Below are 26,670 nucleotides of genomic sequence, written 5' to 3'. Positions count from 1 at the left end.
AGCCGTCAGTGCCGGCTGAGGCGTGGGGGACGGAAAGGGGGGGCGGGGGCGGACGGCCCGGTCGCGGCGGCGCTCCAGTCGAATCCGGCGAAGCCGGCGAGGGCGGGTGCGGCCGTCCGCACGGAGGTGTCCGCGGGGTGCTGCCACAGGGGCAGCGGGTCTTCGGGGCCGGCCCGGCCGAGCGCCCGGGCGTACCGCAGGACGCGGTGGGCCAGGGCCTCGGCTGTGGACGGCTCGTACAGGTCACGGTCGTACTGGAGGATCAGACGGGTGCCGCGGGCGCCGCGCGCGAACTGGAAGGACAGGTCGAACAGGCCGTCGCGCAGCGGCACCGGGTGGCCGGTCAGCCGCAGCAGCGGGCCTTCGGCGTCGATCTCGTCCCACAGGGTGACCCAGACGTCGAAGAACGCTCCGCGTCCGCTTGTGCGGGGCGGGTCCAGGGCGCGGACCACGTCGCCGAAGGGCAGCGCGGCGTGGTCGAGGGCGCCGACGACACGGTCGGCGATGCCGTCGAGGAGCCGGCCGCAACTGGTTGCGGGGCGGATCGTGGTGCGCAGGGCCACGGTGTTGATGTGGCAGCCGACGGTGCCGCCCGTGCGCAGTCCGACCGCGGTGCCCAGGCAGACGTCCTCGGCTCCGGTGGCGTGGTGCAGGGCCAGGGCGACGGCTGCGGCGAGCGGGGTGAACAGCGAGGTGCGGCGGGCCTGGGCCAGGTCGTGCAGGGCCCGGGCCGTCGCAGGGTCCAGTTCCTCCCGGTGTACGGCGGTACGGCGGCCGGGTCCGGCGGTGCGGGGGTGGTCGACGGGGAGCGGCAGGGGCGCGGGCGGCGGGGTCAGTTCCCGCTGCCAGTACGCGAGTTCACGGCCGGTGGGGCGCGGCCCGGGTATGTCGGCGGGCGGCGGCGGCAGCGGGCGGTCCTCGGCGGTGGCGTCGTGGCAGGCGACGAGGTCGGCCGCGGCGATGTCCAGGGACATCTGGTCGGCGACGGTGTGGTGCAGTACCAGCAGCAGGTGGCAGTCGCCGGGGCTGCGGATCAGGGTCGGGTGCAGCAGCGGGCCGGCCGCGAGGTCGAACGGCTCGTGGATGAGCCGTTCCACGAGGGTGTCCCGCTCGGTCGGGGTGTCCGCCGTGCGCTCGGCGAGGGGTGCGGTCTCGGTCCGCAGCACGGGCACCGGCTCTCCGCCTCGCTCGTGGAACACGGTCCGCAGCGCCGGGTGCCGGTCCTGCAACGCGGTCACGGCCCGGGCCAGCGCCTGGGGCTGGAGGGTGCCGGTGCAGCGCAGCAGGAGGGGCACGTGGTAGGCGGTGTCGTCGGGGCCCCGGAGTTGCTGTTCCAGCCAGAGATCGCGCTGGAGCGGGGACATCGCCGAGGGCGTGCCGACGGGTTCGTGTCCGGCGGGTCCGGGGGTCCGGGGCGTGCTGTCGGCGTCGGCGGCCGGGTCCGGCCCGGGGCGGGCGAAGGAGTGGCGGGCGGCCAGGCGGGCGGCGAGCGCGGCGGGCGTGGGTGACTCGAAGACGTCGCGGACGAAGACGTCGACGCCCACGCGGGCGGCGGCCCGTTGGGCCACTGCGGCCGCTTTCAGGCTGGTGCCGCCGAGCCGGAAGAAGTCGTCCTGGTCGGCGACGGCCTGGTCCAGGACGGTGGCGAACACCTCGCGCAGCGGCGGCCTGAGCGCGGCGCCGAGGGCCCGCTCCGGGTCGTCCGCGGGAGCGGGGGCCTCGTGCGCATCCGGTACGGCGGGCAGTCCGCGTGCGGCCAGCGCGCGCCGGTCGACCTTCCCGTTGGGGGTTTCGGGCAGCCGGTCGCAGACGGCCACGGCCGCCGGGACCATGTAGTAGGGGAGCCGGCCGGCGAGCAGTTCCCGCCAGTCTTCGGGCAGGCCGGTGCCGCGTGCCACGAGGTGGGCGACGAGGACGGGCTCGGTGGTGCCGTCCGGCACGACGACGGCGGCCGCCGCGACGCCGGGCAGGGCGGCCAGGGCGGCTTCCACCTCGCCCGGTTCGATACGGAAGCCGCGGATCTTGACCTGGCGGTCGGCTCGTCCACGGAAGTCGAGGGTGCCGTCGGGCCGGTGGCTGACCAGGTCGCCGGTGCGGTAGAGGCGGGCTCCGGGTGCCGGGGCGAACGGGTCGGTCACGAAGCGCCCGGTGTCGGGCGCGGTCCGTCCCTGGTAGCCGCGTCCGACGCCCGCGCCCCCGATGAGCAGTTCGCCGACCACGCCCGGCCCGTCGACGGGGAGGCCGTGGTCGTCGCACACGTGGTAGCGCAGGTTGGCCATGGGACGTCCCACGGTGGGGGGCTCTGCCTCGGCGCCGGGCAGGCAGCGGTGCCAGGACTGGAAGACGGTGGCCTCGGTCGGCCCGTAGACGTAGATCAGGTCGCGGTCCGGGGCCCAGCGGTCCACCAGCGCCTGGCAGAACGCCTCTCCCCCGGTCACGACGGTGCGTACGCCGGGGAAGCCGGCGGGGTCGAGCTGGGCGAGGAGCGCGGCCAGCAGGAACACCGTGTCCGCCTCGCGGTCGCGGACGAGGGCGGTGATCGTCTCGGCGGAGGCGACGGGGGCGTCGAAGGGGACGACGGCGGCGCCGGCCCACAGGGTGGCGAAGATCTCCCACACCGACACGTCGAAGCCCGGGCCGGAGAACTGCAGCACGCGGCGTCCGGGCCGCAGCCCGAACGGTTCGGCGGTCGCGGCGAGCAGGTTGACGAGGTTGCGGTGCTCGATGCCCACGCCCTTGGGCCGCCCGGTGGAGCCGGAGGTGTGGATGATGTACGCCAGGTCCGAGGGGGCGGCGGGGCAGCGGGCGGGCGGCGCCGCGCCGGTGCCCGCGTCGCCGGGGCCCGCCGTCGGCTCGTCCAGGTCGATCAGTACCGTCCGGCCGTCCGGCACCAGTGCCGCGAACTCCGCGGTGGTGACCGTGAGGTCGCTGAGCGCGTCCTCGGCGATGCCCGCCAGCCGCTGCCGGGGGTAGTTCGGGTCGAGCGGCAGGTAGGCCGCGCCGCTGCGCAGGACGCCCAGCAGCGCGACGACCAGTTCGGCCGACCGGGGCAGGCAGACGCGGACCACGCTGCCGGGGCCCGCGCCCAGAGCGGCCAGCCGTACGGCGAGCGTGTCGGCCAGGGCGTGCAGCGCGCGGTGGGTGAGCGTGCGGTCGCCGGTGACCACGGCGGGGTGTCCCGGCCACCGGGCGGACCGCTCGCGCAGCAGGTCGGCGACGGTGCCGTCGGGGACGGGGGCCGCGGTGTCGTTCAGCCGCCGCAGCGTCTCGGTCCAGTCACCGCTCACGACGGTTCCTCCCCGTGCCCGTCCGCGGGGGTGCGCCACGGGCTGTCCGGCGTGTGCAGCAGGGCGTGCAGGGCGCGGTGGTAGCGGTCGACGAGGTTCTCGGCGGTCGCGGCGTCGAAGAGTTCCGCCTTGTAGGTGAGGACTCCCCCGGCGTCGTCGGCCCCGGCCCGCAGGGACCACACCAGGTCGAACGCGGTGGCGGTCGGACGTACGGCCGCGGTGTCGTCGTCGGGTGCGAACAGGCCGCCGGGGCGCGGCCGGCCCTCTTCCTGGGCGACCACGAGGACCTGGCTGAGCCGGGCCCGGTCGATGCCGTACTCGCGTTCGGCGAGGTCGCCGACGGCGGCGAGGTCGGTCTCGGGGTGGGTGTGCGCGTCCAGCAGTGTTTCGGCGACCCGCTGGGCGAGGTCGCGGTGGCTGTGGGCGCCCGCGGTCGGCACGCGCAGGACGACGGTCGCGGTCAGCGGGCCGACGACGTCGGCGAGGCCGGGGCGGCCGCGGGTGCTGACGACGGTGGCGAGCCACACCTCGTCCCGGCCTTCCGCGTAGCGGGCGAGCGCCGCGGTCAGCGCGGTGAGCTGGGCCGTGAAGGGGGTGAGTCCGGCGGTGCGGGCGAGAGCGCGCGCACCGGGCGTGGGCAGGGTGAAGGGCAGTTCGCTCGGGATGAGGGCGGACCGCACCAGCCGGGGGCGGTCGTAGGGCAGCCGCAGATCGGGCGGTGTTGCCGCCAGGGCCCGCCGCCACCCGTCCAGGGTGCCGGCGTCGGGTGTCCGGGTCCGCTGCCGGCGGGCCTCGTCCGCGAGGAGCGGTGCGTCGGGTGCGGGGCCGGGGCGCCGGCCGGACGTGAGGGCGGCGTAGGCGTCCTCGACGCATGTGGTGATCAGTTCCATGGAGCGGCCGTCGACGGCGATGTGGTGCACCGCCAGGAGCAGGACGTGCTCGTCGTCGGACAGTCGTACCAGGCGGGCGCGCAGCAGCAGGCCCGCGGCCAGGTCGAAGGGTTCGGCCAGGTGCCGCTGGGTCCTGGCGCGCAGCGCCGTGGACCGATCGGCCTCGTCGAGGGCTCCGAGGTCGTCCTCGTGCCAGGAGACGCGCGGTACGGAGAGCCGCTGCCAGTGGGGCTCGTGGCCGTCGCTCACCAGGCGGCTGGAGAGCGCGTCGTGGCGGGCGGCCGTGTACTCGACCGCCTCGCGCAGCGCGTACGGGTCGACGGGCCCGGTGCGCAGCGCCTCCAGGACCGTGAACGCGGCCTGGGGTGCGCCGTCGCGCAGGGCGTGCCAGATGTGGGTCTGTTCCGCGCTCAGCGGGGCGGGCCCGTCGGTGGAGGCGGGCACCGGGCCGTCCTCGGCGGGGGTCTGGGTGCCGGGCGGTGCCGTCGCGGGCGCGGCACGGCGGGCGAGGGCCTCGGCGATGGCGGCGGGCGTCCGCAGGTCGAACACGAGCCGTGGCGAGACGTCGGTGCCCAGCGTGGCGCGCAGCCGGCCCGCGACGGCGATCGCGTCGAGCGAGGCGCCGCCCAGTTCGAAGAAGTCGTCGTCGGGGCCTGCGGGCGCGGCCAGTCCCAGGCAGGCTGCCACGGCCCGCCCGACGACGGTCACGGTGTCCGCGGTGCCGTCGTCGGCGGGGACGCCGCCGGTCGTGCCGTGCGGGGCGGTGACGATCTCGACGGTCTCCGGTACCCAGGCGGCCGGCAGGGCACGGCGGACGAAGGCGCGCAGGGCCTGGGCGGTGACGGGACGGCCGGCACGTACGGTCACCCGCGCGTGGTCCGGGGCGGTCATCCGCGCGTCGGTGACGTCCGGGTGCTCGCACAGGCGCAGTTCGGTGTCTGCCAGGGCGGTGGGACGGCCGGCCGGTCCGCGGGGTACCAGGGTGCCGTCCTCCTCACGGACCGCCGCCAGGCCGGTGGGGCCGTCGGCGGTGTGCAGTTCGCCGGGAACGCCGATGGGCACGGGACTGCCGAAGGGGTCCAGGAGCCGGGCGGGCCCGCCTGCCTCACGCGTGTCGCGGTGGGCCGGATCGGACAGTTCGGCGTCGGGAAGGGGCAGGCCGGCGAGGGCGCGGGACGGTTCGCGGGCGGCCCGGGCGAGCAGGTCGGCCCAGTGGCCGAGGAGCCGGCGCACGCGGGCGGCGCTGAAGAGCACGGTGTCGTACTCGGCGGTCAGGGCGAGGTGGTCACCGGAGTTGTCCAGGTGGAAGCTGAGTTCGAACTCGCTGACGTCGTGGGCGAACGGCTCGCGCCGTACGGTGAGCCCGGGTCCCGCGTCGAACGTCTCGTCGGTACCGGCGGCGCCCGGCTCGTCGGCCGTGAACATCACGGTGAACAGCGGGGTGCGGCCTCCGTCGCGCGCGCCGGGGAGTTCTTCGGCGAGCCGGTCGAAGGGGTGGCGGCGGTGGGCCACGGCGCCGGCGACGGCGGACCGCACGCGTGCCGCGGCCTGGGTGAACGCGGCCTCGGGCGGCAGGTCGGCGGTGAGGACGACGGTGTTGAGGAACGGTCCGGCCACGTCGGCGTCCGCGGTGTGCTCGCGCAGGGTGACGGGGGTGCCGACGAGCATGCGTCGCTGTCCGGTGAACCGCTGCAGCAGCCAGCCCAGCGAGGTCAGGCCCACGGTGAAGACGCTGGTGCCCAGTTCGCGGGCGAGTGCGCGCACCCGGTCGCCCGCCTCGGCGGGCAGCCGCACCGTGTGGGCGGCGCCCGGACCGGCGGACGTGCCGCGCTCCCCGTCGGCGGGCAGCAGGGGGTACGGCAGCGGGCCGGCCAGCCGCTCGTGCCAGTAGGCACGGTCGGCGGCGCCCTCGGGCCCGGTGAGGCGGGCGCTCTCGCGGGCGATGTGGTCGGTGAAGCGTCCGGTGGGTACGGCGGGCGCGGGTGTGTCGGTGCGCCGCGCCCGTATGCGCGCGAGGACGCGGCGCACGAGTGCGGCGGCGGACGTGCCGTCGCAGGCGATGTGGTGGACGGTCAGGACGACGACCGAGCTGGTCGGCGAGAGCGTGAGCAGTGCGGCGCGCAGGGGTGGTTCGTGCTCGAGGTCGAAGGGCACGGCGGCCAGTCTCGCGACGGTCTCGGCGACCCGCGCGGGTGACGGGTCGTGCTCCAGGGGCACCACGGTCAGCGGGGGCCGGTCGCCCGGTACGAAGCGCTGGCGGGGGGCGCCGTCGCGGACGACGAACCGGGCCCGCAGGAGTTCCTGGCCGGCGGCCTCGTCGGTCAGCGCCTCGGCGAGTTCGTCCCGGCTCAGGGCTCCGTCCACGCGCAGGACGTCCGTGAGGTGGTGCGTCGTCGCGCCGGCTCCGCCGAGGTGGGCGAGGGTCCACATCCGGTGCTGGGCGGCGGACAGCGGGTGGTCGTCGGGGGCGGTGGCGTCCGTGCCGTACGGCGGGCCGCCCGGCCCGGCCGGGCCGGGGGCGGCGGTGACGCGTCGCAGCACGGCGCAGATCTCGGCGACCGTGGGCCCTTCGAAGAGTTCGTCGATCTCCAGGCGCAGCCCGTGGCGCTCCTGGAGGAGGCCCACGAGGTCGACCGCGAGAAGGCTGTGGCCGCCGAGCGCGAAGAAGCTGTCGTCGGGGCCGGTCTCGTCGACTCCCAGCAGCTCGCGGAAGAGTCCGCAGACGGTCTCCTCCAGGTCCCCGCCGGCGGCGGGCGGCCCGGTTCGCGCATCGGGGGCCGGTGCCCGGACCACCTCGCCCGGGGCGGGCGGCCCGGGCCGCTCCGGTGGCGGTGCCTGCCGGTTCCCGAGGGCGTCCGCGGCGCGGTCCGCCAGGGCCCGGCGGTCGGCCTTGCCGTTGGTGGTGAGGGGGATGCTCTCCAGGGGCAGTACGCGGTCCGGGACGAGCGGGGAGGGCAGGCGTTCGGCGGCGAGGGCCCGCACACGGGCGGGGTCGGCGGTGGCCGGGCCGGTGACCCAGGCGACCAGCGAGGGCCGCCCGTCCGGGCCCGCGGTGACCACGGCGAAGGCACCGGTGACACCGTCCACGTTCGTCAGGTGGGCCTCGACGTCGCCGAGTTCGACCCGGTTGCCGCGGATCTTGACCTGGTCGTCGGCCCGGCCGAGGAACTGCAGCGTGCCGTCCTCCTGCCACCAGGCCAGGTCCCCGGTGCGGTACCGGCGCCCGCCCGGGGCGTCGGCGTCGGGCACGAAGGCCGCCGCGGTCGGCCCGGGACGCCCGAGGTAGCCGTCGGCGAGGCCGGGTCCGGCCAGCTGGATCTCGCCGGGGAAGCCGGGCGGGACGGGCCGGCCGGCCCCGTCGAGGACGGAGACGGCCGTGTTGCTCAGGGGCCGCCCGATGGGCGTGCCGTGCAGCTCGTGCTCCGGGTAGTCGAAGGCGGTGGCTCCCACGGAGTTCTCGGTCGGGCCGTACTCGTTGACGAGCCGTGTGCCCGGCAGCAGCAGCCGGTGGCGGTCGACGAGTCCGGCCGGCATCGCCTCGCCCGCGACGGTGACGACCCGCAGGGTGCCCGCGGCGGCGAGCGAGTCCATGACCGCCCGGTACAGGCTCGGTACGAGCGTGACATGGGTGGCGGTGTGGCGTTCGGCGAGGGCGCGCAGGTGGGGGCCGTCCAGGCGGCGGTTGCCCTCGACGAGGACGAGCCGTCCGCCGGCGCCGAGCACCGAGAAGACGTCGGAGACGGAACTGTCGAAGGACAGCGCGGGTATCTGCAGCAGGCAGGTGTCCGGGGACAGCGCGTGGTAGTCGTCCTTCCAGGCCAGGTAGCCGCAGATGGCGGAGTGGCGTACGACGACGCCCTTGGGCCGCCCGGTGGAGCCGGACGTGTAGATGACGTACGCCGGGTCACCGGGCCGCGGCGGGAGGGGGTCGGCGCCCTCGTCGGGCCCGCCGGGTGCGGCGAGTTCGGCCGCGGACAGCACGGGGGTGCCGGTGGCGCCGGCGAGGGTCCGGGCGAGCGCGAGGTGGCAGGGTTCGGCGACCAGGGCGACCGCGTCGACGTCGGCGAGTACCTCCGTGAGGCGTGCCGTCGGCTGGGACGGGTCGAGCGGCACGTAGGCCGCGCCGGAGCGCACCGTTCCGAGGAGGGCGCTGAGCGCGTGGCGGCCCTTGCCGACGAGGAGGGCGACGCGGGTGCCCGTGCGCGCCCCGTGTCCGGCGTGCAGGCGGCGGGCGGTGCGCAGGGACTCGGCGCGCAGTTCGTCATGGCCGACGGTGCCGTCCGCGGTGATCACGGCCGGGGCGGTGCCGCCGGCGAGGGCTCCGCGCTCCAGCCGGTCCACGAGGGTGCCGGGGTCGGCGGGCGGCCGGAAGCCGCCGTGGCCCAGGCCGTGGACGGTCTGCCGGTCGGCGGCCGCGGTCAGGGTCAGGTCGGCGAGGGGGCGTCCCGGGTCGGCGAGTTGTCCGGCGAGGTGGTCGACGGTGCGCAGGAAGGCATCGGCGAACCAGGGTGCGAAGCGGGCGGTGTCGAACTCGGCTCGCAGTACGGAGCGTTCGGCGTCGAGGACGAGCTGGAGCCCGGGTGCCTCCGGCATGGCGGGGACGGTGTCCGCGGTGGCCCGCAGGAGGTCGCCGACGGTGTGCGCGGCGGACGTGTCGAGGCGCGGGCGGACGGGTCCGCCGGGGCCGTCCACGACGACGGCGGCCCGTCCGGTCTCCTCCGCCGCGGCGGCGGCGAGCGCTGTCGCCGCGGCCAGCAGGGCGCGCCGGTCTCCCGCGGCCAGGGCCTCGCGTGCGGGGGCCGTCAGCGGCAGGCCGCGTTCGGCGGGCGCGGTCGTGGCGGGCGCGGTCGTCGCGGGTCCGGGTGTGGCGGGTCCGGGTGTGGCGGGCGCGGCCGGCCGGGGCCGGAGTCCGGTGACCGCGACGCGTGCGACGGCGGACACGGTGGTCGTGGGGCTGGTCACGGGCTGGGCGGTCATGGCCGTACGCTCCCTGCTGTTCCGGCTGGGCGGGGTGTGGCGGTGTCTGTGGTGGGTCCCCGGTCCTGCGCCGCGAGGGTGCCGACGACGTCGTCGAGCAGGACGGTGGCGATGTCACGGGTGAACAGCGCGGGGTCGTAGGCGAGTTCGAGGCGCAGCTCGTTGCCGCGGGCGGTCGCGTAGATCCGGAGATCGTCGGTGAGCGGCGGGTGTTCGGGGACCACGTCGAGGAACTCCCAGCCGTCGGTGGCGCGTTCCGAGACCTCCCAGCTGAGGCCGACGTCGTAGACGGGGCGCCGGCCCCGCGGCGGCCGGTCGACGAGTTCGGTGACGATGACGTCGTAGGGGAAACGCGCGTGTTCGTACGCCTCCAGGACCCGGTCGCGGACCTGGACGAGCAGTTCGCCGTCGGACGCGCAGGCGCCGGGTGCCAGGCGCAGGGGCAGGGCGTTGACGAAACAGCCGACGACACCCGCGAGTTCCGGGCGGTCCCGCAGTGCCGCGGGGCTGCCGACGACGATCTCGGGCCGGCCGCCGGCGCGGTGCAGGACCCGCGTCCAGGCGGCGAGCAGTGCCATGAACGCGGTGGCGCCCGGCACGGTGCGCGCCGCCGCGTCGACGAGTGCGACGGGGACGGTACGGGCGACCAGCCCGGCGGGGCCGCGCGGCGGGGCGGCGGGGCGGGGAGCGGCGCGGTCGAGGTCCAGGCGCGGCAGTGGCGAGGCGAGGGTCCGCCGCCAGTGGGCGCGGTCGGCGGCGGCCTCGGGGCCGGCCAGCCAGGCGGCTTCCTCGGCGGTCCACTCCCGGTACTGGCGGGCGGGCGGGCGTCCGTCCCAGGGCTCCCGGCCGGCGGCCAGCGCGTCGTGGGCGTGCAGCAGGTCGGCGACGACGAGGTCGACGCTGTCACCGTCGTACACGATGTGGTGGGCGGTGACGACGAGGACGTCGCCGCCCGGGGCGCCGCGCAGGAGCCGCACCTCGAAGAGCGGGCCGGTGGCGAGGTCGAAGACGGTCTGCTGGGCGGCGCGCAGCTCGGCGGCGAGAGCGTCGGCGCCCAGGCCCGGGGCGAGGTCGACGACGCGCAGCGGTGGGCCGCCGGGCAGCCGGTCCAGAACGATCTGGCGGGCCGTGCCGTCGACGACGGCGACGCGGCTGCGCAGCACCTCGTGGCGGTCGGCGAGCGCGGCGGTGGCCCGGCGCAGTGCCGCGGGGTCGAGGTCGCGCCGGGGGCGCAGCGCGTCGCTGATGTTGAGGGCCGTCGGTACGGGGCTGGAGCGTGCGGCGGACCAGATGCGGCGTTGGGCCCGGGACAGCGGCAGTACCGGGCCGTCGAGCGCCACTGGACCGTCGAGCGCGGCGACGGGCCCGGTCCGGCGCGTGAGGGGCTGTGCGGCTTGGAGGTGGGCGGCCAGGGCCCGGACGGTCTGATGCCGGAAGACGGCGCTCAGCGGGACCCGGGTACCGAACTCCTCCTGGAGGCCGGCTGCGATGCGGGCCGCGGTGAGGCTGTGGCCGCCGAGCGCGAACAGGTCTGTGCCCGGTTCGGTGACCGGGTGGCCGAGCACGTCCCGCCACACCCGGGCCACCCGCTGTTCGGCCGGGGTGAGCCGGGCTTCGGCCGAGGCGTCGTCGGGCTCGGCGACCGGGTCGGGCAGGGCCCGCTGGTCGAGTTTGCCGTTCGGTCCGAGCGGCAGTTCCGCGATCGCGGTGTAGTGGGCGGGGACCATCGCGGCGGGCAGTCGCTCCGCCAGGAAGGCGCGCAGTGCGCCCGGGTCGCAGTGTCCCACCACGTAGGCCACCAGGCCGGGTTCGCCGTTGCCCGGCAGGGCGCGGACGGCGACGGCACATCGGCGGACGTCGGGGTGTGCGGCCAGGACGGTGGCCACCTCGCCGGGTTCGACGCGCTGTCCGCGGATCTTCACCTGGTCGTCGACGCGGCCGAGGAAGGCGAGGTTTCCGTCGGCACGGCGCACGGCCAGGTCCCCGGTGCGATACATGCGCCGGCCGGGGCGTACCGGGTGGGGTACGAAGCGCGCGGCGGTGAGCCGGGGGTCGTTCAGGTAGCCGCGGGCCAGTCCGGCGCCGGAGACGCACAGCTCGCCGGGGACGCCGAGGGGGGCGAGGTCGCCGTCCGGGTCGAGGACGTCGACCGTCTTGTTGGCGATGGGCCGGCCGATGAGGATGCCGGCGCCGGGGTCGGTGACGCGGTGTCCCGTGGTCCAGACGCTGTCCTCGGTGGGGCCGTACTCGTTGTGGAGCGCGGTGCCGGGCAGCAGGTGGGCGTGCCGGGCGGCGAGTTCCTCGGGCAGTCGCTCGCCCACCAGCACGATCTGGCGCACGGTGCGCAGCTGGGGGGCGCACCGTTCCAGCAGCAGCTGGTAGAGGCTCGGCACCAGCATGATGTGGGTGACGGCGTTGCGCTGGATCTCCTCGGCGACGTGGGCGGCGTCCAGCAGGCGGTCCTTGGCGAGGACGACGACGCGTGCGCCGGCGACCAGGGCGGAGAAGATGTCGCCGACGCCGCTGTCGGCGTGCAGGGGCGGCACCTGGAGGACGGACGTGGTGCCGTCGAAGGCGTAGTGGCGGGCCCGGTGATGGACGGTGTTGACGATGCCGCGGTGCTCGACCATGACGCCCTTGGGGCGGCCGGTGGAACCGGAGGTGTAGATGACGTAGGCGAGGTCGCGGGGGCCGGCGCGGCGGGCGGGGGCGGGGGCCGGTGTGCAGGGGGCGTGCGGGGCGCGCGGGTCGAGGACGGGGACGGTGGCCGCGGCGGTGGCGCGGGCATGGTGCGCGCCGTCGGCGAGTACGGCGACGGCTTCGCTGTCGGTGAGCGCGAAGGCGAGCCGGTCGGCGGGCTGTTCCGGGTCGAGCGGCAGGAACGCGGCCCCCGTCTTGAGTACCGCCAGGACGCAGACGGCCATCCACTCGGTGCGTTCGGTGACGACGGCCACGAGCCGCCCGGGTTGCGGGGCGGCGACGGTGCGCAGGCGTGCGGCCAGTGCCTCGGCCCGTGCGTCGAGTTCGGCGTAGGTGAGGGTGGTGGCGCCGTGCACGACGGCGGGCCTGCCGGGGGTGCGGGCGGCCTGCTCCTCGACCAGGTCGAGGAGGGTGGAGCCGGAGGGGAAGTCAGCCGCCGTGTCGTCGGCCTCGTGGAGCAGGTAGTGGCGTTCGGCCTCGGGGAGTACCGTCGCCCGGCGCACGGGGGCGTCGGGGTCGGCGAGCAGTCCCGTCAGCAGCGTCAGGAGCCGTTCGCCGATCCGGTGGGCGGTGGCGCGGTCGAAGAGGTCGTCGGTGTAGGCGACCCACAGCTCCCCGGGGCGGTCCCTGGCCGCTTCCAGGAAGCTGAACGCCAGGTCGAAGTCACTGACGGGCGCGTCGAGTTCGAGGTGGCGCACACCGGGCCCGGTCTCGTCGCCGGTGACGGCGGTGGTGGACAGGGCGGTCTCCACGAGTACGTCGAAGAGCGGGTTGCGGCTCGCGTCGCGCGGCAGCCGCAGGTCCTCCACGAGCCGCTCGAAGGGGTACTCGGCGTGGTCCAGGGCTTCCTGCGCGGTGGTGCGTACCGCGGCGAGCAGCTCGCGGAAGGAGCGGTCGGGATCGACGGGGGTCCGCAGCACGACCGTGTTGGCGAACAGCCCCACGGTCGCCGCGGCCCGGCTGCCGACGCGGCCGGCGTCGATGGTGCCGAGCAGGGCGTCGTTCTGGCCGCACAGCTTCAGCAGCAGCACCCGCACGGCGGCGACGACCCCCATGAAGGAGGTGGCGGCGGCGTCCCGGCAGGCCGCGGTGAGCGCCTCGGTGAGTTCGGCGGGCAGCGGCAGGCGCACCTTGCCGCCCGTGGAGTCGCGCCCGGCGCGGCGGCGCCGGTCGGCGGGCAGTTCGAGCGGTTCGGGAAGGCCGGCGAGCTGACCTGTCCAGTAGGCGCGGTGGGCCTCGCCGCGCGGTCCGGCGAGACGGTCGGCGAGCGCGCGGGTGTGCTCGGCGTACTGCGGGGCGGGCGGGGCCTGGGGCGCGTCGGCGCGCAGTGAGTCGACGAGGTCGCGCAGCAGTACCGCGTACGACCAGCCGTCGCACACGGCGTGGTGGATGGTGAACAGCAGGGTGCCGCCGTCGGCGTCGGGCAGCCAGTGCACGCGGGTGAGCGGCCCGTGGGCCAGGTCGAAACGCCAGGCGCACTCTCGGGCGTGGGCGGACCGCAGACGGTCGCCGGGGTCGGTGCCGTCGGGGACCGGTTCGACGGTGAGGACGCCCGAGGGCGCCGGCAGGACGAGCTGCTCCAGTCCGTGCGGACCTTCCCGCAGGACGGTGCGCAGCGCCTCGTGCCGGGCGACGAGGTCGTCGACGCGGGCGGCGAGCACCGCGGTGTCGACGGGGGTGTCGACGCGGTACGCCTCCACCATGTTGTACGGGGGCAGCGGTGACTGGTCGAGGCGGTCCAGGAGCCACATGCGTCGCTGGGCGTTGGTGGCGGGCAGCGACTCGGTGGCGGGAGTGCCGGGTGCCGTTGTGGGTCGCCCCGGGGCGCCGGGTGCGGCCGGGGCCGGCCGGGGGCCGCCGGGGCGCACGTCGCGCTCGCGCAGGGCGGCCGCGAGCGCCGAGGGGGTGCGCCGGCTGAACACGTCGTGGACGGTGAGCGCGTCCGGCCGTCCGGTGGCCTCGCAGACGGTGCCGACCAGCTGGACCGCGGCCAGGCTCTGCCCGTCGGCGGCGAAGAAGTCGTCCTGTCCGGTGCGCGGCGGGAGCCCGAACACGTCGGCCCAGGCGTCGCGGACGAGCGCCGCCAGAGGATCGGTGGGCTGCCAGCACGGGCGGTCGCCGTCGCCGGGGAGGGCGAGCAGGGCGCGCCGGTCGACCTTGCCGTGCGCGGTCAGGGGCAGGGCGTCGAGGCGGTGCAGAGTGGCCGGGCGCATGTGGGACGGCAGCGCGGCCCGCAGGGCGGTGGCCAGCTCCTCGGGGGCGCGGGCGCCGGTGTACCAGGCGTGCAGGGTGGTCTGCCCGTCACGGACGCGGGGGACGACGACGGCCTCGGTGACGCCGTCGTCGCGGACGAGGGTCTGCTCGATCTCGCCGGGCTCGACGCGGTTGCCGAAGATCTGCACCTGTCCGTCGCCGCGGCCGAGGTAGCGCAGTTCGCCGTCGGTGTCCCAGCGGCCGAGGTCGCCGGTGCGGAAGACGGGGGCGTCCGCGGTGTGCGGCGTGGTGGTGAAGCGGTCCGCGGTCGCCGCCGGGTCGCCGAGGTAGCCGGGGGCGACGCCGGGTCCGGCGACGAGTATCTCGCCGGTGACCCCGGCCGGGGCCAGCTCCCCGGTGGGGGTGACGACCACGACGCCGTAGCCCGGCGAGGGCCGTCCGATGGGCACGCTCTGGAGCCGCCCGGCCTCCTGGCCGGGGCGGATGTACATGGTGGCGTCGATGGTGGCTTCGCTGGGCCCGTACAGGTTGGCGAAGGTGCCGACGCGCAGTCGGCCGGTGGTGCGCGGCAGCAGCCCCCGGGGGATGGTGTCGCCGCCCAGCAGGAGGTGACGCAGGGGGAGTCCGGCGTCCTCGTCCAGGCCGCGCAGCAGCGCGGAGAGGAGGCCGGGCACGCAGTTGACGAGGTTGACCTCGCCGTCGCGGACGCGTTGCCACAGCGCGGCGGGCTCGATGCGGTCGGGGGCGCCGACCGCGACGAGCCGGCCGCCGCTGAGCAGGGTCGCGAAGACCTGGAAGGTGGTGGCGTCGGAGGTGATCGCGGAGAGCAGCGCGGTGCGGGTGCCGGCGTCCAGGCCCAGTTCCCGCGCGCCGGTGAGCACCTTGTGGGCGAGCTGGTCGTGCCGCAGGGCGACCGGCCGGGGGGTGCCGGTGGAGCCGGAGGTGAACAGGACGGTCGCGTCGTCCTGCGGCCGGGGCGCGGTGGGGCACGCGGGTGCGTGGGCGGCACGCAGGTCGTCGAGGTCCACCACGGGGACGGGCAGGGCGTCCTCGTCGGGTCCCTCGGCGCAGGCCCGCAGCACGAGGCGGCTGCCGCTGAGTCCGGCCAGCAGGGCGAGGCGGGCCTCGGGGTGGCCGGGGTCGAGGGGGACGTAGGCCGCGCCGGTGCGCAGGACGGCGGTGAAGGAGACGACGAGTGAGGCGCCCCGGTCGGCGACCACGGCGATCCGGTCGCCGGGGCCGACGCCGTGGCGGTCGGCGAGCACCCCGGCGACGCGCTCGGTCTCCTCCAGGAGCTGCCCGTGGGTCAGGGTGCGGCCCTCGCCGGTGACCGCGAGGGCGTCCGGGGTGCGGTGGGCCTGCTCGGTCACGAGCGCGGTGACGGTCGCGGCGTCGTACGCGCCGGGGGCGGGCAGCGCGGCGAGGGCCCGCAGTTCGGCGCGTTGGGCGGCACCGAGCACGTCGAGGTCGCGCACCGGGCGGTGCGGGCCCGCGGCCAGAGCTTCGAGCACGGCGGCGGCGCAGCGCGGGAGGGCCGTGGCGAGTTCGCAGGTCCCGTGTGCGGTGAGGCGGATGTCGTCGGGCGTGTCCTGGACGACGGTCAGTGTCGCGCCGGTGGGCGCTGCGGGTGCGCGCTCCCCGTGCAGGGCGGGGCAGACGACCGCCAGCTGGTCCAGGACCGCGGGGTCGGCCGCGCCGGTGGCGGTGAGCCGGTCGACGAGAGCCGCGCGGTCGGGCCAGGGGTGGGCCGCGGCCTCGGCGAGTTCGGTGTGCAGCGTCTCCAGGAAGCGGGTGGCGGGCGCCTGCGGGTCCAGCGGGGCGAGCAGCGCGAATTCGGCGCCCTCGGCCGCGTCCTCGCCGAGGGCGGGGCAGACGACGGGCACGCGCCGGTTGCCGCCGAGCCCGGCGGCCACGACGCGGACGGCGGCCACGGCCAGCAGCAGCAGTCCTTCGGGGGCACCGCCGGTCATGGCGTGCAGCGTCCGCGCGGCCTCGGGCGCCACCCGGGCGGGTACGGCCGTGCGGTGGGCGGGCGCGCCGGCCCGGCCCGCCGGGGCGGGCCGGGCCGCGGGCGGAGCTGCCGGGGCGAGGAGCGGTTCTGGCTCCGCGTCCCGCAGACGGACCGGCCAGGGTGTTCCACCGTCGTGCAGCACCTGCGCTCCTCCTGGGCGAGTGGGATCAGGCGGCGGCCACGGACAGGGCGCGGCCCGCCGTGAGTCCGAGGGCCGGGAACAGCTCCACGTCGCGGCCCTCGACGCCCCGCATGACGACGTCGATCGCGGTACTCATGAGGTCGACGTGGAACTGGGTGAAGGTGCCGAGGCCCAGACCGAGGTGGACGCCCGGGTGGCGTTCGTTGGCGAAGTAGTTGCCGGGCAGCAGCGGGGAGCAGCTGGCGTTGGTACCGAACCCGATCTCGTGCAGCTTGGCGTATCGGTCGTCGTGGGCGAGCAGGCGCTCAAGCCCCTCGGCGAACCGGGTGCGACCGGCCACGGCCGGGCGGACGGCGGTGATCCGGCCGTCGGTGAACGTGACGACGGCGGGCTCGTCGGCCATCGCCGCCAGGTCCTGGTAGACCCGCTCGGTCTGCGCGAGGCTCGTCTCGTGACCGCCGCGGTGCACGATGGGCGCGCCCTGGAGGGTGACCTCGCCGTTGAGGGTGAAGTGCGTGTGGTCCTCGAACTCGCCGGAGGCGTTGACGAGGGAGCTGAGCTCGCCGGTGGGCAGGACGACCTGCTGGCCGGGCTGGAGCGGGCCGTGCAGCGAGAACCAGTGCTCGGAGAACTGGTGCTGGAAGACCGCCTCGGTGCCGTGCTCGTGGCCGAGGAAGAGCATGTCGTCGGCCTGGTCGAGCAGGGTGAGGAAGGATTCCTCGATCTCCAGTTCGCGCTCGTAGTCGACCTCGGAGACGATGCGGACGCTGCCGGCGAGGGTCTCCTCGGAGAACGGCGCGGAGAAGCTGGAGAAGGCGCCGAGCCGCATGCCCTCGAGGTGCTCGTCGTCGAAGTGGACGAACTCGTCGTCGGCGATCCACAGGACGGAGGCCCGCTTGCCGCAGGCGCGCAGGGAGGCCATCTCGGCGATCAGTCCGTCGCGGGAGCCGGGGCCGGTCCAGCTGTACTCCTGGACGGGAACGGTGCCCCGCGTGGTGACGCGCAGCCCTGCGCGGATGCCGGGTGAGGTGACGAGGAGGAACACGTCCCCCAGGTCACCGCCGAACACCTTGCGGAACTGTTCGGGGTCGATGCTTACCGGCTGTGCGGACATCGCGGAAACCTCTCTTCGACGACGACGTGCCCGGAGGCGGGCGGTGGTACCCACCGCCCGCCTCCCGGAAGTGCGACTCAGCCCTGGAGCCGGTCGTACTTGCCGTACTTGCTGATGCGCGAGCTGATCGACGGCTTGCGCTCGGCCGGCTTGGGGGCCTGGGCGGCAGCGACGGGCTGCTGGGCGGACTGCACGTCCATGGTGTTCCGGGTCATCTCGACTCCTGGTTGTGTCGGGGTGGAAGACCGGCGCCACCTGCGGCGGGGCCGGGGTCGTGCACCGGGACCGCCGGGGGCGGAGCCGGGTCGTGCACCGGGACCGCCGGTGGCGGAGCCGGGGCTTCGGGGCGGGCACCCGTCGCTTCGCCGGGTGCCCGCGGGGGCCGTCGGCGCTGGTACGGGCCGTCGGCGGGCGGCGTCACAGGGGTGACGCGGGCTGGGGCAGGAGGCGGTCGAGAGCGGCGGCGTCGGCGCCGAGGGACCTCAGCAGCTCCCGGTCGGGACCGCCGGCGAGACGGGCGGCGGCACCGCGGGCGATCTCCACGGCCGTCTCGACCAGTTCGCCGCCCAGGCTGACCGGGTAGAGGGTGGTGCCCAGTGTCTGGCTGGTGATCATGTGAGGTCTCCCTCCGTGGCCGGTGCGAGGGCGACGGCCAGTACGGCGCGCCCTGCGTCCTGGGTCTGCGGCTTGTCCCCCAGCTGCTCGGCGAGCGCGACCAGGCCTAGGGCGGCCCGGCGGCGTTCCGGTCCGGGCAGGCCGTCCAGTTCGGCGGCGAGCCATCCGGCGTGCGGCTTTGTCAGTACCAGCCGGTCACCGTCCTGCGTCAGCTGCAGAGCGGCCCGTCCGACGAGCGGCGGCGCACCGCCGGTCACGGCCTCGAGCACCGGTGACAGCTGCGCCGCGGTCTGCATCAGCTGGGCGGACGCCTCCGCTCCGCCGGTGATCTGCTGGAGCCGCACGCTGATGTTGAGCAGCAGGACCACCGCGGCCCGCAGCCGCTCGGCGTCGGGAATGCGGCACAGCTCCTCGTACAGCGGCAGCAGCCCTTCCGGGTCGAGGGCGACGACGAGGTCGTCGCCCTCGTCGGGAGAGTCCTCCTCGTCGGCGTCGGTGTCGCGTTCCACGGCGAACCAGCCGGGGACGGTGACGGGACGCAGCGGGTCGGCCGCCACGGTGGCGAGGGCGTCCGCGAAGGCGGTCAGCAGGCCGGCCGCGCGGGCGCGCCCGTCGTCGGCCAGGGTGCGGGCGAACTCCCGTACGACGTCCGCCTGGTGGTCGGGGCCGGGCCGGCCCCCGGGTGCCGCGGCCGTCGTCGCGGCCGTCGTGGTCGTCGCGGTCACACCTCACTCCTCGCCGTCACTGGGGTTCCCGGCAGCGCGCTCGCGGCCAGGGCGAAATGGTCGATCTTGTCGTTGGCGGTACGGGGCAGCCGCTCGTGGAACTCCACGCGTGCGGGCACCAGGGCCGCGGGCAGCCGGGTGGTGAGCTCGGCACGCAGCGCGCCCGCGTCCGGGAGCGGGTCGGCGAACGCCGGGGACATCACCACATGGGCCACGAGCCGCCGCCGGTCCCCTTCGCCGGCCACGGTGACGGCGGCGGCGGTGACACCGGCGCACTCGGCGAGCGCGGCCTCCACCTCGCCGGGCTCGACCCGGATCCCGGAGATCTTGACCTGGCGGTCGCGCCGCCCGTGGTACTCGAGCAGTCCGTCGGCGCCCTCGGTCACCAGATCACCGGTGCGAAAGGCCCGCGTACCGTCGGGCAGCCGGGTGAAGGCACGCGCGGTGGTGTCGGGGTCTCCCACGTAGCCGTCGGCCAGGCAGGGTCCGGTGACGACGAGTTCGCCGGTGCGGCCCGCGGGCAGGGGGCGCAGTCGCTCGTCGGCGGGAAAGGCGCGTCGCCCGCCGATGGCCCGGCCGATGGGCAGGGCCTCGCCCGCCGGCAGCGCGGTGGTGTCGCGCGGCACCTCGTACAGCGTGGAGGTGACCACTCCCTCGGTCGGCCCGTAGGCGTTGAGCAGTCGCACCGCGCCCAGGGGCGAGGCGAGCCAGCGGCGGGCGGTGGCCGGGGCGGCCGCTTCTCCGCCGGTCAGCACGCAGGCCAGCGAGGGGGGCGGTACGAGGTCCGGGCTGAGCTCGGCCTCGGCGGCCAGCAGGGTCCAGTAGGCGGTGGGCAGTTGCCACATGGTGATGCCGTGGCGGCGGGTGACGTCCAGCAGTTCGGTGAGCGACCACAGCCCTCCGTCGCGCAGGACCACTCTGCCTCCGCACAGCAGTGTCGGCCAGATCTCCTCCAGGGCGACGTCGAAGCCGGGTGACGCGAACTGCAGGACCACGGAGTCCTCGTCGAGCCCGTAGGCCTCGCGGGCGGCGTCGCAGTGCCGTGCGAAGGCGCCGTGTGCGACCCGGACGCCCTTGGGCGTGCCGGTGGATCCGGAGGTGAACAGGATGTAGGCGGCGTCCTCGTCGCGAGCCGGCCACACGGGGCGGGGCCACGCGCCGTCGGCGGCCGCGGGCTCCCCCGGCTCGTCGCCGGGCTCCGGGACCGTGACGGCCGCGTCACCCAGTTCGGCGGTCCACAGCGCCTCGTGCCGGGCGGACGCCACCACGGCGAGCCGGGCACCGGCCACTCGCATGGCGCGGCGCATCCGCTCGGGAGGCTGGGTGTCGTCGAGCGGGCAGCAGACGAGACCGGCGGCTTCGAGGGCGACCAGGGCGGTGACGAACTCCGGTGCGCCGGCGGCGATCAGGGCGACGGCGTCGCCGGGGCGGGCTCCGCGGTGGGTGAGCCGGGCGGCGAGGCCACGGGCCCGCGCGGCGAGTTCTCCGTAGGTGAGGGAGCGCTCCGGCGCGCCCGCCGGTTCGACCGCCACCCGGCCGGGACGGCGCTCGGCGAGATCGAGCAGCCGCTGTGCCGCGCTCATCGCATCCTCGTCGCGGGCGCCTCGAACCGGGCGATGTGCACACCGGGCTTCAGCCCGGCCGACGGGTCGGCGAAGTACGCCGTCCAGTCGTGGCCGAACAGCTCCACCCGGGTACCGGTGTCGGCGACCTGGAACACCCGGGCCTGCTGGTAGCGCAGCAGTTCCTCCAGCCGCTCGTCGACCTTGACGTCCAGGGACTCCAGGTGGGCTCGCAGTTCCCGGTAGAACCGGTCGATCTCGTTCTGGACGTACGCCCAGCACCACTCGTAGATCAGCCAGGACTCCTTGCCCGGCACCCACTCGTTCAGGCGCGCCATCATGTCCGGCTGGGAGGCGACCTTGCCCTCGTTGGGGACGGACGGGTTCTCCAGGTAGTCCCACAGCAGCGTGCGGGCGCGCTCGACGGCCTCGCCGAGCACGGTGGTGGAGTCGCCGGTCGCCGCGTCGGCGAGCGAGCGGTAGAAGTCCTCGTACCGCAGCAGGCCCTCGGTGTGCAGGTAGACGGCCAGCTGCCGGGTCAGGCCGCGGTTGTGCATCGACTGCAGTACCGCGCCGAAGGTGTACATGTCCACCCAGTCGCCGCGGGTCATCCTGCTGTGCTCGACGAGGACCTCGACCTGCTCGACGTCGTCGGGCAGGTAGGTGCGGGTGATGGTCTTCAGACCGTACTGCTCGCGGTGTGCGGCGCTGCCCATCTCCGAGTTGGGCAGCAGGCAGCACTCGTAGATCATGATGTCGTCCTGGACGCCCATCTCCAGGATCCGGCACAGGCCGCGGGCGAAGGTCTCGGGCGTCTCGTGCGGCAGTCCGAGGATGACCTCGGTGTACGCCTCGACGCCCTCCTCCTTGAAGCGGGTGGCGAGCTTCTCGTAGTTCTTCGCGGGCATGTTGGACCGTTTGATCTGGTCCAGGACGTCCGCGGTGCCCGTCTGCATGGCGAGGATGGCGCCGTTGGACATGCCGGCCTTCACGAACTTGGAGCTGATCTGCACGATGCGCTCACTGGCGTTCTTGGCGTAGCTGGTGACGAACTTGCCCGGGTAGCCGCCTTGTTCGTGGTTGCGTACGAGGTGGTCGGCGAGAGCGACGTCGCGCGGCAGGATGCCGAAGTTGGCGTCGCAGCACAGGACCGCCGCGACCTCCTGCCGCGCGAAGTAGTCGATCTCGTCGTGCAGCCGGTCCTCGTCGAACTTGCGCACCTTGGACAGGGTGTTGGAACCCCAGTCGCAGAAGGTGCAGCTGTAGGGGCAGCCGCGGTTGGTCTCCCACAGCACGGTCGGCAGGTGGCCGGCGGCGCGGGCCGCGTCGAACGAGGCGTCCATGATGCCGCTCAGCCAAGGGCTCGGGACGTCGATGTCGCGCGGCAGTTGGCCGCCCAGCGGATTGCGCCGTACCGTGCCGTCCCGGTCGCGCCAGCTCAGCGAGGGCACGGCGGTGAAGTCGGGCTCGTCGTCCAGCAGCGCCCGCAGCAGCCCGGCGAACGGCGCCTCGCCCTCCTTGTGGATGGCGAAGTCGACGTAGGGGTGCTCGGCGAGGAAGGCGGTGGCGTCGTCCGGGACGTGCGGGCCGCCGACGACGGTGACCACGTTCGGGTGGCGTTCCTTGACCGCCCGGCAGGCCGCCATGTTCTTGTTGAAGTTCCACAGGTAGCAGGACATGGCGAAGACCGCGGGATCCTCCATCCGGCCGGCCGGGTCGGCAACCTGCTCCGGCAGGAAGAACGGCTCCTCGAAGGAGTAGGCGGCACTGACGTCCGGCTGGGTCTCGGCGTAGGCGCGCAGCGCTCCCCAGACCACCGGCAGGTACGCGGACCTGCTGAAGACCGACATGTAGATGCGGCGCTTCGTCTGGGTCATCGCCGTCATACGTCACCACCTCGTGTCGGCCCCCGGCACCCGGGAGCGGCGTCGTTCGGATGACGTCATGGCAGCAGCGCGCCGTGCATTCCGGCTGGAGCCGCCCTCGAGCCGGTGGCGGGCCCCGGCCCGGCGGCGGCCCGGTGACCGGTGGCGCCCCCAAGGGTTCTTGAGCGGTCCTTGAGGGCCCCCGTGCAAAGGTGGGAGACCAGCGGGGCCCCGACACGTGGCAGTCCGCCGGAGTCGGCATGCCATGGCCGAAGGCTCCGGTCCGCCGGAGCCGCGGGGTACCGGGCCGCACGGCGGTACCGCGCGCACCGGCCGCCTCCCCTACCGTCACCGGAGGAGCCTCCATGCAGACGTTGGCACCACCCGTACCCACCGGAACGTCCGCGGACGGGACCGCCGCGGCGGCACCGCCCCGTTTCGAACTGCTGCCCCGTGACGGTCGCGCGGTGGCCGCGCTGGCCCGCGAGTACGTGCGGGCCAGCGTCTCGCTGAGTGCCGAACGCGCGCTGAGGCTGGCCTCGTTGATGGCCCACGAACTGCCCCGTCCGCTGCGCCGCGTGCTGACCGACCACAGGCTCGGAACCCTGCCCCACGCGGGCTTCCTGATCGGCGGTCTGCCGCTCGGCGAGGGAGTGCCCGCCTCCGTGCCGAACGAGCGGCCCACCGGACGGCACGGCACGGACCACCCGGCGGCCCTGCTGCTGCTGGCCGGGTCGTTGCTCGGGGAGCCCCTGGCCCTTCCCGGCCGGCCGGCCGTCCGGCCGTCCCCCGGCCCGTGCCCCTTGACCGGCGGCGACGGCGAGGACTGCGGTCCGGGCGCCACCGCGGGCCCCCGCCCCGAGGGCCACTCCCCCGCGCTGCGCGCGGACTGGACGATGCTGCTGGGCCTGCGCGACGACGCCCGGGGCACCGCGGCCTTCACCCCGGTCGACGACCTCGCACTGGCCTCCGCGACTCGCCGGGTGCTGTTCGAAGGGCGCTTCCACGTCCTGGCGGACGTGACCGGCACGGGCCGCACCGAGGCGGACACGCCACCGCGGAGCTTCGACGACACGCGGTCCGCCGCTTCCCTCGCCGGGACCGGGCACCCGCGGTGCGTGGCCCTGCTGGAGGGCGACGAAGCCGCTCCATGGCTGCGCGCCGACCCGGCGTCCACGCGTGCGCGCGACGGCGACCAGGAGGCTGCGAAGGCCCTGGCGGCCCTGACCGAGGCCGTACGACGACGGCTGGTCCAGGTCCCGGTCGGGGCCGGCGAACTGTTCGTCCTGGACAACAGGCGCGCGGCGCACGGCGAATCCCTGCGCGCGATCACGGATCCGCACGCCCGCGACCTGCCGCTGAGGCGGCTGGACCTCACCGCCGATCCGCGCCTGGGAGCCGGACTGCGAGCGGGTCGGTACAGCCGCGCGGCCGGCTGAGTCGCCCGCGGCCGTCCGAGGCTCCTCCCTGCCGTCTGAGTCTCCTCCCGGGCGACTGCCTTGTGGCCGACCGCGCCTTGTGGCCGACCGCGCCTTCCCCCCCCCACCCCGGTTCCCGAAAGGACCCCTGGACTTGTCAACCGAACGCAATCTGATCCGGCGCCACACGGCGTTCCGCCGGTTCTGGCTGGCACGCGCCGTGTCGCTCGTGGGCGACGGCGCGGCGATGATCGCCCTCGTGCTGCTGGTCAGCCGCGAGGCCAACGCCGGGACCGGGGTGTCGCTCATCCTCCTCGCCGAGTCCGTGCCGCGATTCTTCGGCCCTCTGGCCGGTGCCCTGGCCGACCGGGTGAACGTGCGCCGACTGCTCATCGTGGCGGAGCTGGTCCAGGCCGCCGTGTTCGCGGCCATCATCCTGATCCGGCCGGGGCTGGTGGCCCTGGTGGCCCTGGTGCTGGTGGCGGCGTCCGCCTCGACGGTGTTCTCCGCCGCGGGGCGCACGGTCGTACCGCGGCTGGTGGACGAGGCGGACCTGATGCCGGCCAACGCCTGGCTCGGCACCGCCTTCAACCTGCAGGCCGCGCTGGGGCCTGTACTCGGCGGCCTGCTGAGCGCCTGGGTCGGGCCCCGCGGCGCCCTGCTCCTGAACGCGGCGACGTTCCTGGTCTCCGCGGCGCTGCTGACCCGGGTCCCCCCACTGCCGGGGCTCGGCGCCGGCGGCCGCGGCGGCATGAAGGGGCTGTTCTCCGACACCGCCGAGGGACTGCGGCACGTACGCGGCAACCGGGTGGCCCGGGCGATCGTGATGTTGCTGCTGCTCGGGGTGTTCTTCGGCTCGCTCGACAACCTGGCACTGGTGTTCCTCGCCGAGCGCTCGCTGGAGACGGGCGAGTTCGGATTCGGTGTGCTGTCCGCCTCGTTCGGTGTGGCCATGGTCGCCTCCTCGCTGTGGCTCGTACGGGCAGCCGAACACCGCTCTCCCGTCTGGGTCTTCCTGTTCGGCTGGTTCTTCACCGGACTCGGCCTGCTGCTGACGGCGGCGGCGCCCGTGCTGTACGTGGCCGTCGCCATGCAGGTGATCGCCGGCCTGGGCAACGGCATCGCCAACGTCGGCGAGGAGACGCTGCTGCAGCGGGCGGTGCCGGTGGAGGTGCTCGGCCGGGTCGGCGGCACCGTGTCGTCGGCCGCGTTCCTCGGCAGCACTCTGGGCTATCTGGGCGGCGGGTTCCTCAGCCCCGACACGCATCCCCGGCTCGCCTTCGTCGTGGCCGGCGCCGGCATCTTCCTGACGCTGGCGCTGTGCGCGCCGGGCGTGCTGGCGGCCCGGAACGCGGCCGCGCCCGCCGGCACGCCCTCCCCCGGGCCGAGCGACGGCGTGGGCGTGCCGTCCGGCGCCGAACCCGCCCCGGTCGCCCCGGCCGCCGCGGTGCCGAGCGAAGACGAGAAGAAACTGGGAGCCAGATGATGAGCGGCGTGGTCAAGCAGTACCTGAGCCCGTCCGCGGTGCCGCAGCCGCTGCTGCACCGCTGGTACGCGTGGTGCCATCTGGTGCCACCGCAGACGGCGGCTCTCAACCTGAACTACCGCTATCTCCCGACGATGCGCAGCTATCTGCGGTCACCGCAGGTGCACGCCTCCGCGCTGGCCAACCCCGCGCGCTACGGCGGTCCCTTCCTGTCCCCGTACGGCGGCACGTCCGAGGACGTCGAGGAACTGCTGACCCGCACGGAACGCGACGCCGTCGGCCTGCTGCGGCTGGCGGAGGACGTCCGGGCGGCACAGGCGCTGATCGCCGAGCAGGCCGACGGCCGCCCGATGGAATCCCTGTATCCCCAGGTGCCCGAGGGACTGCGCGGCCTGGTCGAGCTGGTGTACGACACGGCCGACCGGCCCCGGCTGCGCTTCTTCGAGGCCCTCGCCTACCGGGCGGCCGAGGCCTGGCGGGCGGGACAGTCCGTGTGTCTGCTCCCCCGGCCCGACATGGACCAGCCGTTCACCTTCGGCAGCCCCGTCCTCGCCCGCCCGGACCGGGTCGATCTGCCCGTGCCGTTCGACGACCCGAGGCTGGACGACCTGTACGCCGCCGCGCGGGTGCCTGCCGACCCGGTCGAGCTCGCCGAGCGCCTGCTGGGGACGGACCCGGACCAGGGTGCGGCGGACGCGTTCGCGGCGCTGTTCACCGACCGGGCACCCGCTCCGGCCGCCCCGGTGGCCGACGGAACCGTACGGATGCGGTACTTCGGTCATGCCACGGTCCTCCTGCAGACGCCGTCGGCGTCTGTGCTGCTCGACCCCCTTCCGCACTACGCCGGTGACGGCCACGACCACTTCACCTTCGCCGACCTGCCCGAGCGGCTGGACGCGGTGGTGCTCAGCCACCTGCACTGCGACCACGTGTCGGTGGAGGCCCTGCTGCAGCTGCGCCACCGCGTGGACACGGTCGTGGTACCGCGGGCGGGCGGCGGCTCCCTGGAGGACCCGAGCCCGAAGCTGCTCCTGGAGTCGCTCGGCTTCCGCTCGGTCGTGGAACTGGGCGAGCTCGACTCCATCGCGGTCGGGGAGAACGCGAAGGTCACGATGCTGCCGTTCCTCGGCGAGCACGGTGACCTGGACATCCGGGCCAAGGCGGTACCGCTGGTGGAGATCGGCGGCCGGCGCGTGCTCTTCGCCACGGACGCCGTCGACACCGAGCCCGAGGTCTACCGCCGGGTGCGGGAGACCACCGGCCCCGTGGACACGGTGTTCATCGGCCTGGAGTGCGTGGGCGCGCCCATGTCGTGGTTGTACGGGCCGCTCCTGGAGCGGCCCACGAAACGGGAGCACGACAAGGCGCGACGGCTGAAGGGCTGCGACGCCGACATGGCGGAACGCCTGGTGCGCCGTTTCGGAGCGAGCGAGGTGTACATGTACGCGCTGGGCCTGGAGCCGTGGGTCCGGCATCTGACGGGCTCCTCCTACGACCCGGACTCCGAGCAGATCCGGCAGACGGGTCTGCTCGAGCGGCGCTGCCGGGAGTCGGGCATCGCCGCGGAACTGCTGTACGTGGAGGCCGAGCGGACCTGGCCCGCGCGTCCCTGAGACCGGTCCCGGGCGTGTGAGACGCCGGGTGGGCCCCGGCGGTCGCCGGGG

Annotated in this window: 12 protein-coding genes; 3 read left to right on the top strand and 9 right to left on the bottom strand. The window is 75.3% G+C overall.

Annotated features, from left to right (window positions below):
• Positions 1 to 5: 5 nt before the first annotated feature.
• The 9 genes from ACH4NX_RS29600 to ACH4NX_RS29560 all read right to left on the bottom strand — a co-directional run bounded on the left by ACH4NX_RS29600 (position 6) and on the right by ACH4NX_RS29560 (position 22,123).
• Positions 6 to 3,287, bottom strand: coding sequence for an amino acid adenylation domain-containing protein (locus ACH4NX_RS29600; protein WP_398129142.1), 3,282 nt, complete (start codon positions 3,285 to 3,287; stop codon positions 6 to 8).
• Positions 3,284 to 9,154, bottom strand: a complete 5,871-nt coding sequence (locus ACH4NX_RS29595) for an amino acid adenylation domain-containing protein (protein WP_398129141.1) — start codon at positions 9,152 to 9,154, stop codon at positions 3,284 to 3,286. The genes ACH4NX_RS29600 and ACH4NX_RS29595 overlap by 4 nt, the downstream gene beginning before the upstream one ends.
• Positions 9,151 to 16,221, bottom strand: coding sequence for an amino acid adenylation domain-containing protein (locus tag ACH4NX_RS29590; protein ID WP_398129140.1), 7,071 nt, complete (start codon positions 16,219 to 16,221; stop codon positions 9,151 to 9,153). The genes ACH4NX_RS29595 and ACH4NX_RS29590 overlap by 4 nt, the downstream gene beginning before the upstream one ends.
• A 25-nt stretch (positions 16,222 to 16,246) precedes the next feature.
• The gene (locus ACH4NX_RS29585; protein ID WP_351399980.1) at positions 16,247 to 17,335 is read right to left on the bottom strand and encodes a hypothetical protein; all 1,089 of its coding nucleotides are present in this window, start codon (positions 17,333 to 17,335) and stop codon (positions 16,247 to 16,249) included.
• Positions 17,336 to 17,412: 77 nt separating this feature from the next.
• The gene (locus ACH4NX_RS29580) at positions 17,413 to 17,550 is read right to left on the bottom strand and encodes a hypothetical protein (RefSeq protein WP_279561510.1); all 138 of its coding nucleotides are present in this window, start codon (positions 17,548 to 17,550) and stop codon (positions 17,413 to 17,415) included.
• Positions 17,551 to 17,752: 202 nt separating this feature from the next.
• Positions 17,753 to 17,950 carry a hypothetical protein gene (locus ACH4NX_RS29575; protein ID WP_351399978.1) on the bottom strand — a complete coding sequence of 66 codons (198 nt, stop codon included), beginning with the start codon at positions 17,948 to 17,950 and terminating at the stop codon, positions 17,753 to 17,755.
• Entirely contained in the window at positions 17,947 to 18,675 is a 729-nt protein-coding gene (locus ACH4NX_RS29570) for a hypothetical protein (RefSeq protein ID WP_351399976.1), read from the bottom strand. Before ACH4NX_RS29570 ends, ACH4NX_RS29575 begins: the two co-directional genes overlap by 4 nt.
• Positions 18,672 to 20,258 (bottom strand): amino acid adenylation domain-containing protein, encoded by a 1,587-nt coding sequence (locus ACH4NX_RS29565; RefSeq protein WP_351399974.1) that lies wholly within the window; start codon positions 20,256 to 20,258, stop codon positions 18,672 to 18,674. The genes ACH4NX_RS29570 and ACH4NX_RS29565 overlap by 4 nt, the downstream gene beginning before the upstream one ends.
• Positions 20,255 to 22,123: a B12-binding domain-containing radical SAM protein gene (locus tag ACH4NX_RS29560; RefSeq protein WP_351399972.1), complete on the bottom strand. Its 1,869-nt coding sequence runs from the start codon at positions 22,121 to 22,123 to the stop codon at positions 20,255 to 20,257. The genes ACH4NX_RS29565 and ACH4NX_RS29560 overlap by 4 nt, the downstream gene beginning before the upstream one ends.
• A gap of 344 nt (positions 22,124 to 22,467) precedes the next feature.
• On the opposite strand from ACH4NX_RS29560, the gene ACH4NX_RS29555 reads away from it, so the two are divergent.
• The 3 genes from ACH4NX_RS29555 to ACH4NX_RS29545 all read left to right on the top strand — a co-directional run bounded on the left by ACH4NX_RS29555 (position 22,468) and on the right by ACH4NX_RS29545 (position 26,619).
• Positions 22,468 to 23,541 (top strand): hypothetical protein, encoded by a 1,074-nt coding sequence (locus ACH4NX_RS29555; RefSeq protein ID WP_351399969.1) that lies wholly within the window; start codon positions 22,468 to 22,470, stop codon positions 23,539 to 23,541.
• A gap of 133 nt (positions 23,542 to 23,674) precedes the next feature.
• Entirely contained in the window at positions 23,675 to 25,006 is a 1,332-nt protein-coding gene (locus ACH4NX_RS29550; protein WP_351399967.1) for an MFS transporter, read from the top strand.
• Between the two features lie 8 nt (positions 25,007 to 25,014).
• Positions 25,015 to 26,619 carry an MBL fold metallo-hydrolase gene (locus ACH4NX_RS29545; RefSeq protein WP_398129139.1) on the top strand — a complete coding sequence of 535 codons (1,605 nt, stop codon included), beginning with the start codon at positions 25,015 to 25,017 and terminating at the stop codon, positions 26,617 to 26,619.
• Positions 26,620 to 26,670 lie beyond the last annotated feature (51 nt).

The organism is Streptomyces sp. NPDC017225, assembly GCF_044331465.1.
Taxonomy (GTDB): Bacteria; Actinomycetota; Actinomycetes; order Streptomycetales; family Streptomycetaceae; genus Streptomyces.
Note: the sequence above shows the minus strand (reverse complement) of the source record. Positions and strands in the feature narration are given on the sequence as shown.

Bases quoted from the DNA above. Each gene is read 5' to 3' on its own strand.
- ACH4NX_RS29565 (WP_351399974.1), bottom strand. From the start codon at position 20,258: ATGAGCGCGGCACAGCGGCTGCTCGATCTCGCCGAGCGCCGTCCCGGC.
- ACH4NX_RS29575 (WP_351399978.1), bottom strand. From the start codon at position 17,950: ATGATCACCAGCCAGACACTGGGCACCACCCTCTACCCGGTCAGCCTG.
- ACH4NX_RS29595 (WP_398129141.1), bottom strand. From the start codon at position 9,154: ATGACCGCCCAGCCCGTGACCAGCCCCACGACCACCGTGTCCGCCGTC.
- ACH4NX_RS29585 (WP_351399980.1), bottom strand. From the start codon at position 17,335: ATGTCCGCACAGCCGGTAAGCATCGACCCCGAACAGTTCCGCAAGGTG.
- ACH4NX_RS29560 (WP_351399972.1), bottom strand. From the start codon at position 22,123: ATGACGGCGATGACCCAGACGAAGCGCCGCATCTACATGTCGGTCTTC.
- ACH4NX_RS29580 (WP_279561510.1), bottom strand. From the start codon at position 17,550: ATGACCCGGAACACCATGGACGTGCAGTCCGCCCAGCAGCCCGTCGCT.
- ACH4NX_RS29555 (WP_351399969.1), top strand. From the start codon at position 22,468: ATGCAGACGTTGGCACCACCCGTACCCACCGGAACGTCCGCGGACGGG.